Raw genomic sequence first — 7,873 nt, forward strand, 5'->3', positions numbered from 1 at the left:
CCGTCGGTTTCCTCGGCGACGGGGTCAACGACCTGGCGGCGCTGCACGCCGCGGACGTCGGGATCTGCCCGCGCGACGGCGTGGCCGTGGCCCGCGAGGCGGCCGACATCGTGCTCGCCTCGAAGGACCTCACCGCGCTGGACCGGGCGATACTCGCCGGACGCCGCAGCACCGGCAACATCGCCGCCTACCTGCGCATCACCCTCTCCTCCAACCTCGGCAACGTCATCGCGATGCTCGTGGCCGGGCTGCTGCTGCCGTTCCTGCCGATGCTGCCCGCCCAGGTGCTCGTGCAGAACCTGTGCTTCGACGCGGCACAGCTGTCCCTGGCCTTCGACCGCTCCGGGGCACGGGCCCTGCGGCACCCGACGGTGCTGCGGCCGCGCGCGCTCTTCCGCTTCATGACGGGCTTCGGCCTGCTGAACGCGGTGGCCGACCTGACCACTTTCGGGGTGCTGGCGCTGGCGGTGGGGCCGTTCGGCGACGGGGAGCGGCAGGAGGCGTTCCACTCGGGGTGGTTCACGGAGAACCTGCTGACGCAGGCGTTCGTCGTGCTGCTGCTGCGCGCCGGGCGGGACGCGGCCGAGGGGGTCCGTGGGTGCGGGTTCGGGCCGATCCGGTGGGCGGCTTGCGGCTTGGCGGTGATCGGCCTGCTGCTTCCGGTTTCGCCGGTGGGGGCGGTGCTGGGGATGACGGCGCTTCCGCCGCTCTATTACGGCCTGATGGCCGTGGTTCTGGGCGCGTACGGGACAGCGCTGTGGTTTGCGACCCGCCGGGTCGGGCTGGGCCTGGCACGCTAGCGCGTTTCACCGCGGGCCGGTGGGGGCCGGGCGCGCCCACGCGGCGGAGCCGCAAATACAACACAGCCCCGCGCCCCTTTGGGGCGCCCCCTTACGGGGCGGTCCACGTGGCCCTGACCGTCTTGCCCGTCAAGGTGTCGGTCGTCACCTCCACCCGCTGCGCCAGGCGCTCCACCATGTGCCAGCCCAGGCCACCGCCTCCCGTGAGGTCCGCCGCGCGGGCCACCGGGACGCGCGGGCTCGCGTCGGCCAGCTCCACTTCCAGGCGGCCCTGCACCGCCCGTACGCACAGCCGCCACCAGCCGCCGGTGTGCCGGATCGCGTTCGCGACCAGCTCGGATACGACGAGGACGACGGCGTCGAGGTCGGCCCAGGGGCAGTTCCGCGCCAGGAACTCCGCCGTCGCGCGGCGGGCCCCGGCGGCGTCCCCGTGGGGGAATTCGATCACGACCATGCGGTGACTCCTTCTGTCTCCTCGCCCGGGCGCATACCCAGGGATCGGAGAGGCATGACCGGAAATCTCCGGTCATCCCGTCCCATGCCGCTTCCCGTCGCTTCCCGCCGCTTCATGCCGCCTCACGCCGCTTCACGCGGCCAAAGGCAGGGTGATCGTGAAACGTGCCCCCGGCCCCGCCCCCGTGATCCGCAGTGTCCCGCCGTGCGCGGTCGCGACGTGGTGGGCGATCGCGAGGCCCAGGCCCGTACCGCCCGCGTCGCGCGTCCGGGCGTCGTCGAGCCGGGTGAAGCGTTCGAAGACGCGCTCGCGGTCGGCGAGCGGGATGCCCGGGCCGTCGTCCTGGACGTGCACGACGGCCCGGCACCGCACCTCGTCCCGGGCGACGCGGACGGTGACGGAGCGCAGCGCGTGCCGTTCGGCGTTGTCGAGGAGGTTGCCGAGCAGCCGGGCGAGCAGCGACTGCCGGCCCCGTACGACGAGTGGTCCCGCCACCGACTCCACCCGCAGGGTCAGCCGGCCGGGCGGGCGGCGCCGTGCCGTCTCCTCCCGTACCAGGGCCACCAGGTCGACCGGCCCGCTGCCCGGCGGGCCCGTGGCCGGGGCCGCGTCGAGGCGCGCGAGGAGCAGCAGGTCGGTGGTGAGCCGCTGCAGCCGCTGCGTGTCGCCCAGGGCCGCCTCCACCACCGCGACCCAGTCCGCCCGGCCGGGGTGGGCGAGGGCGATCTCCAGTTCCGCGCGCAAGGCGGCCAGGGGACCGCGCAGTTCGTGCGAGGCGTCGCTGACGAACGCGCGCTGCCGGTCCACCGACGCCTGCAGCCGGTCCAGGGTGCTGTTCATCGTCCCGGCGAGGCGGGCGACCTCGTCGCGGGTCGGGGGCACGGGCACCCGCTGCTCCAGGTGGTGCGCGCTGAGCTCGGCGAACTGGGTACGGATGGACTCCACCGGGCGCAGCACCCGCCCGGCCGCGAACCAGGTGATGCCCGCCACGGCCGCGGTCGCCGCGAGCACGCCGCCGGCGAGGGCCAGGACGATGGTGTTCAGCTCATGCTGCTCGTAGCGCAGGGGGTTGGAGACGAGCAGGAGCGGGTTGGTGTACGTGTCGTTCGTGCCCGGCATCAGCGCGTACAGCGGGTGCCTGCTCCCGGGGTCCGTCCACGGCAGCAGCGACAGCCGGGAGCCGTCGGGCCAGGGGGGCGGACTCAGGTTCAGGAAGAGCTCCCGGCCCGGGGAGATGTCCGCGGAGACCTCCAGGCGGCCGTTCTTGCCCAGCGCCTTGGCGAGTGTGCCGATGTCGGTGCTGTAGTCCGACGAGGAGTCGAAGGTCAGGGGGCGCGCGTCACCCATGGTCCGGTCCAGGTACTGGCGCGCCGAGCGCATCAGCCCGTCCCGCGTCCCGACGGCCACCAGCGCGGCACCGAACAGCAGGGGGACCAGGGCGCAGATCGCGGCGAGCAGGGTCACGCGCCCGCGTATCGAGCCCCGGGACCGCGGCTGCCTCACGGGGCGGCGCCCTCGGCGGCCAGCCGGTAGCCGACCCCGCGTACGGTGTGGATGGTGCGCCGCCCGAACGGCGCGTCGATCTTGCGGCGGAGGGCGCTGACGTACACCTCCACGATGTTCACGTCGCCCTGGTACGCCTCGTCCCAGACGTTCTCCAGCACCTCGTGCTTGGTGACCACCTCGCCGCCGCGCCGCGCGAGGTACTCCAGGACCGCGAACTCGCGGGCGGTCAGGGAGAGTTCGGTGCCGCCGCGGTGGCAGGCGCGGGTGCCCGGGTCGATGTGCAGGTCGCCGACGCGCAGGACGACCGGGCGCTCGGGGCCGCCGCGGCGGACGAGGGCGCGCAGCCGGGCGACGAGCGCGACGTACGAGAACGGCTTGGTGACGTAGTCGTCCGCGCCGGTGTCCAGGCCCTCGGCCTCGTCGTACTCGCCGTCCTTCGCGGTGAGCATCAGCACGGGCGTCCAGACCCCGGCCTCGCGGAGCCGGGCGCACACGCGGTAGCCGTTCAGGCCCGGCAGCATCACGTCCAGCACGACCACGTCGTACGCGCCCTGCGCCTGCATCGCGAGGTGCAGCCCGTCCCGGCCGTCGTGCGCGAGGTCGACCGTGAACCCCTCGGCGTTCAGCCCCCGGCGCAGCAGTTCGGCGAGCCGCCGGTCGTCCTCCACCACCAATATGCGCATGCGTTCAGCATGGCGGAGGGGGAACCGCCCGCACGCCAACTTGACCCGGGTCGTGAACGATCGGGCTTGGAGGTAGTGCCCAGCTGGCTGCTGGGTGGGCTCCTCCGTCCAGCCACTCCTATGGGGTGGCAGGGGCGCGTGACTCACGCCCCGCGGTCCACACGGTCTCGCCTTTGCGGCCGATGTTGTGGGACGCGTTGTCGTCCGCGTGCATGACGGTCCCGCAGGACCGGCAGGCGAACGTCGCTTGATCGACACGGTTCTTCCGGTCGACGTGGCCGCACTCGGAGCATTGCTGGCTGGTGTACGCCGGATCGACGTACACCAGCGGTACCCCGGCCCGGCGCGCCTTGTACTCGATGAAGGCGGCTAGCTGGTGGAAACTCCACGAGTGCAGAGAGGTCCGCTGGTCCTTGCGGAGCCGTACCCGGCTGCGGATGCCTGTGAGATCTTCCAGGGCGATACCGGAGTCGGTGCGTTCAGCGGCGGTGACGATGGTCTTCGAGATGATGTGGTTGACGTTGGCGGTGTGCCGGGCTTCCTTGCGGGAGCGCTTCTTGAGCAGGCGCTTCGCGGACTTGGTGCCCTTGGCCTGCAACTTCTTCCGCAGCGCGAGCTGCCGGGCCCGGTGCCGGTTCAGACCGCGCCCGGCGGCGCGGTAACCGGTGGAGGTGGTGGCGATGTTGACGATGCCGAGATCGACGCCGACAAACCCGGCAGGCTCCTCATTCAGCGGGGCCTCGGGGACATCGCAGACGGCGATCAGGTAGAACACGCCGTCGCGTTCGACCAGGTCGGATTCTCCCTTGCGGTGCTCGCGGAGCATCTTGAGCGCGCTCGGGGAGCAGGCGAAGCGGACGTTCTTCAGCCGCCCCGCAGTGGTCCAGATCGACACTGTTTGGGCGTCGTACTGCCAGGACAGGCATCGGTCGTCGTACGGATGCGCGGCATTGGGCCGGAAGGCGACCGGCTTCGATTCCGCCCTGGCCCTGCGTTTCGACCCCGGTTTGCCCAGGTTCCCTGCGCGGATGTTCGCTTTCAACGTGGTGTAGGCGTCCCGCGTCTTCTTGATGACGTGCTGGGCGGCCTGCGCTCCCAGCCCGCGCTCCTTCAACTCCGCGTAGGTGTGCTTCCGCAGCTCGTACTCACGGGGAACATCGCGCTCGAACGCCACACCGGATACCCAGTTCGCGGCCTCGTTGACCGTACGCAGGGTCGCCGACAGCGCGGCGGCCTGCCCGGCCTCCGGCGTCAGCTTCACTTGCACAACGATCCGCACCTGTTCAGCCTATCGAGAGCCACTGACAACAGTGCGCAGATCCATGAAAACGCCCCGGCCGGAGCGGCGTTGAGGAGTGATTCCTCCCAGGCGTGAATGCCCGGGGCTCCTTGCTGCATTCAGCTGAAACGGGCTTCAGGCTCCTTCAGGTTCTCTTCACCCGCGCGCTGTCAGCATGTCCAGTGCTCCGCCGTACCGCCGCGGCGCGCGCCGGGAGAAACTCGGGGGAGGGGCCCGTATCACCGGTCACGACCGGTCATCGGTCCGGGCCCGATCCCGGCGCCGCCGCCCGCACCGCGCGGACCCCGCACCGCGCGGACCCCGGGCCGCGGCCGCCCCCGGGCGGCCCGCCCGGGGGCTGTGACCCGGCTTCATGGACTGTGCCCCGCCGGACAGGCCCGACCCCGAGGGAGCATCCCTCCGGGGTCCTTCTCTTTCCCGGGCCGGCCGGGTGTTGTCGGCCCGCACGGAAGCGGAACAGGCGGAGACGACCGTCCGGCGAATCGCCGTAAAAGTGATGTAGCTCACTTCTCGATGAGGGCTTCGCCTCAATCTCGACACTTAAGTTGATCTCTATCCGGGGGTGAGGTTTAGCCCTCACAACACCACATTCCACACTTTTCGCAGGAGCCCTATTGCCCCACCCCCCGCCAGGGATTCAGTGCCACTGAGCTGAACAGCAGGCTTCCCGCGCGCAAGCCGTGACGATCCGCCGCGTTGCCTTCACCGGCCAAGGCCGGCGCGTCTCTTCGTTCCGCCTTTCCTTCACCCGGGCCACCCGGGCCACCCGGGCCACCCGGGCCACCCGGGCCACCCGGGCCCCGCACGCCGCGCCTTCGCACGCCCATGCCCGCCTTCTTCGGCATGCCTGCCCACACATCACCCCGTACGCCACGCGTACGTCCGACGTGTCTGGAGACACCCCTTGCTTCGCAACAAAGCCGCCACGCGCGGCGCTTCCCTCGCTCTCGTCACCGCCATCGCCTCCGTCACCCTGGTCACCGGCAGCGCCTTCGCCGACTCGGTGCAGTCCGACTGGAGGGCCGTCACCTCGACCGGAACCCTGGGCAAGGGCGCGGCCGCCGGCGGGCAAGTGACCCGTCAGCAGGTGCTCGAACGGGCCAGAGACTGGTCGGCCAACCGGGTCCCGTACAGTTCGAACGGGCTGAACTCGCCCTACAGCTGGTACTACGACGACGCGACCGGCGGGCGCTACCGCCAGGACTGCTCGGGCTATGTCTCCATGGCCTGGCAGCTCAAGGACAGCCACAACACGTGGTCCCTGAACGACGTGTCGACCGAGATCAAGCGGTCCGAGCTGCAGCCGGGCGACATCCTCAACAACACCGACAGCCACGTCGTCATCTTCGCCGGGTGGATCGACCGGTCGGCCCAGACGTTCTACTACTACTCCGAGAGCGGCCGGCACGTCCCGACGCAGCGGTACGTGGGCAACTTCAACGAGTCCATGCTGTCGGGGCACCCCACCAGCGGCTACCGGGCGTACAAGTACGACAAGATAGTCGACGGCCCGGTCACCGCCGAGCCGGGCGCCGAGGACACCGGTGCCACCCCGGCCGTCGCCAAGGTCACCGGTCCGTCGGACAGCGCCATCCTGGACGGTCAGGTCGCCGTCACCGCCTCGGCGGAGGAGAAGACCGGCACCCCGTCCGCCATGGAGTACTACATCGACGACAAGCTGGTGGAGACCGTCGCCAGCCCCGGCACCGAGTTCTCGATGTCGCTCGACACCACCGAGCTGTCCGACGGCGCGCACACCCTCAAGGTGCGGGCCAAGAACGCCGGCGGCCAGGCCGGACCGATGTCGGCGGGCTCCGGCTTCTTCGTCGCCAACAAGGCCATCCCCACCAGCGCCACGGGTGACTTCGACGGCGACGGCAAGGCCGACATCGCCGTCCTCTACAACCTCGGGCAGTCGAAGACCGGCAAGAACCTCGTCAGGATCTACAAGTTCACCAACAACGGGCACGGCTTCGACGAGCCCGTCAACGCCTGGGACAACGACGACTCGGTCAACACCAGCTGGAACGCCGACAACATCAAGCTGACCATCGGCGACTTCAACGGCGACGGCAAGAGCGACCTCGCCGCCCTGTACAACTCGGGGCAGTCCCCGACCGGCAAGAACCTCACCACGCTGTACGAGTTCATCAGCGACGGCAAGGCCTTCAAGGCCCCGGCCAAGGTCTGGGACAACGACGACGCCACCACCGGAAGCTGGAACTGGCGGGCCAGCAAGCCGGTCGCCGGGGACTTCAACGGTGACGGCAAGGCCGACATCGGCATCCTCTACAACCAGGGCCAGGACAAGGACAAGAAGAACAACCTCACCGCCTTCCACATCCTCTACTCCTACGACGGCGGCATCCGCGGCCCGAAGCGTGTCTGGGACAACGACGACCGCACCACGGGCAGCTGGAACTGGGAGCGCAGCAAGCCGGTCGCGGGTGACTTCAACGGTGACGGCAAGGCCGACCTGGGCATCCTCTACAACGAGGGCCAGGACGACACCGGCAACTACCGCACCGCCTTCCACATCGCCTACGGCCGCGCGGACGGCGTCAACGCCCCCAAGCGCGTCTGGGACAACAACGACCGCACCACCGGCAGCTGGAACGCCGACCGCAGCAAGCCGATCGCGGCGGACTTCAACGGCGACGGCAAGGCCGACCTCGGCATCCTCTACGACAAGGGCCAGGACAAGACCGGCAACAACCAGACCGCCTTCCACATCGGCTACGGCACGGCGGACGGCATCTCGGCCCCGAAGGTCTTCTGGGACAACAACGACCGCTCGACCGGCAGCTGGAACGCCGACCGCAGCAAGCTGATCGCCGGGGACTTCAACGGTGACGGCAAGGCCGACCTCGGCGTCCTCTACAACAACGGCGAGCAGCCGAACGGCGACGGCAAGGTGACCCTCTTCAACTTCTTCGGCAACGCCTCCGGCATCTCGGGCCCGAACAAGGTCTGGGACAGCGAGAAGTTCGGCAGCTGGAACTGGTACCGCAGCGACCTCGGCTGACGCGCACACCCCGCCCCGTAGACGCACCGCCGCGAGGGACCCCTCGCGGCGGTGCCCCGTTCTCCCACCCTTATCCCACTCCACAGGACTTCCTCCATGCGCAGC

At 70.3% G+C, this 7,873-nt stretch carries 6 protein-coding genes; 2 read left to right on the forward strand and 4 right to left on the reverse strand.

The window, feature by feature from the left end:
* On the forward strand, positions 1–800 hold an 800-nt coding region (locus K6I34_RS26495; protein WP_229329296.1), incomplete at its 5' end, for a cation transporting ATPase C-terminal domain-containing protein.
* A gap of 91 nt (positions 801–891) precedes the next feature.
* Here the strand turns inward: K6I34_RS26495 and K6I34_RS26500 are convergent.
* From K6I34_RS26500 to K6I34_RS26515, 4 genes are all read right to left on the reverse strand, one after another.
* Positions 892–1,254, reverse strand: coding sequence for an ATP-binding protein (locus tag K6I34_RS26500; protein WP_229329298.1), 363 nt, complete (start codon positions 1,252–1,254; stop codon positions 892–894).
* A 132-nt stretch (positions 1,255–1,386) separates the two neighbouring features.
* The gene (locus tag K6I34_RS26505) at positions 1,387–2,718 is read right to left on the reverse strand and encodes a cell wall metabolism sensor histidine kinase WalK (protein WP_229329300.1); all 1,332 of its coding nucleotides are present in this window, start codon (positions 2,716–2,718) and stop codon (positions 1,387–1,389) included.
* A 35-nt stretch (positions 2,719–2,753) separates the two neighbouring features.
* On the reverse strand, positions 2,754–3,443 hold the full coding sequence (locus K6I34_RS26510; protein WP_229329302.1) for a response regulator transcription factor: 690 nt from the start codon (positions 3,441–3,443) through the stop codon (positions 2,754–2,756).
* Between the two features lie 118 nt (positions 3,444–3,561).
* Positions 3,562–4,722, reverse strand: a complete 1,161-nt coding sequence (locus K6I34_RS26515; RefSeq protein WP_229329304.1) for a transposase — start codon at positions 4,720–4,722, stop codon at positions 3,562–3,564.
* Between the two features lie 925 nt (positions 4,723–5,647).
* Here K6I34_RS26515 and K6I34_RS26520 point away from each other — a divergent pair.
* Positions 5,648–7,768 (forward strand): FG-GAP-like repeat-containing protein, encoded by a 2,121-nt coding sequence (locus K6I34_RS26520; RefSeq protein ID WP_229329306.1) that lies wholly within the window; start codon positions 5,648–5,650, stop codon positions 7,766–7,768.
* The last annotated feature ends 105 nt before the right edge of the window (positions 7,769–7,873 follow it).

Origin of the sequence: Streptomyces sp. UNOC14_S4 (assembly GCF_020740835.1) — a bacterium.
In the GTDB taxonomy this organism is placed as follows: domain Bacteria; phylum Actinomycetota; class Actinomycetes; order Streptomycetales; family Streptomycetaceae; genus Streptomyces.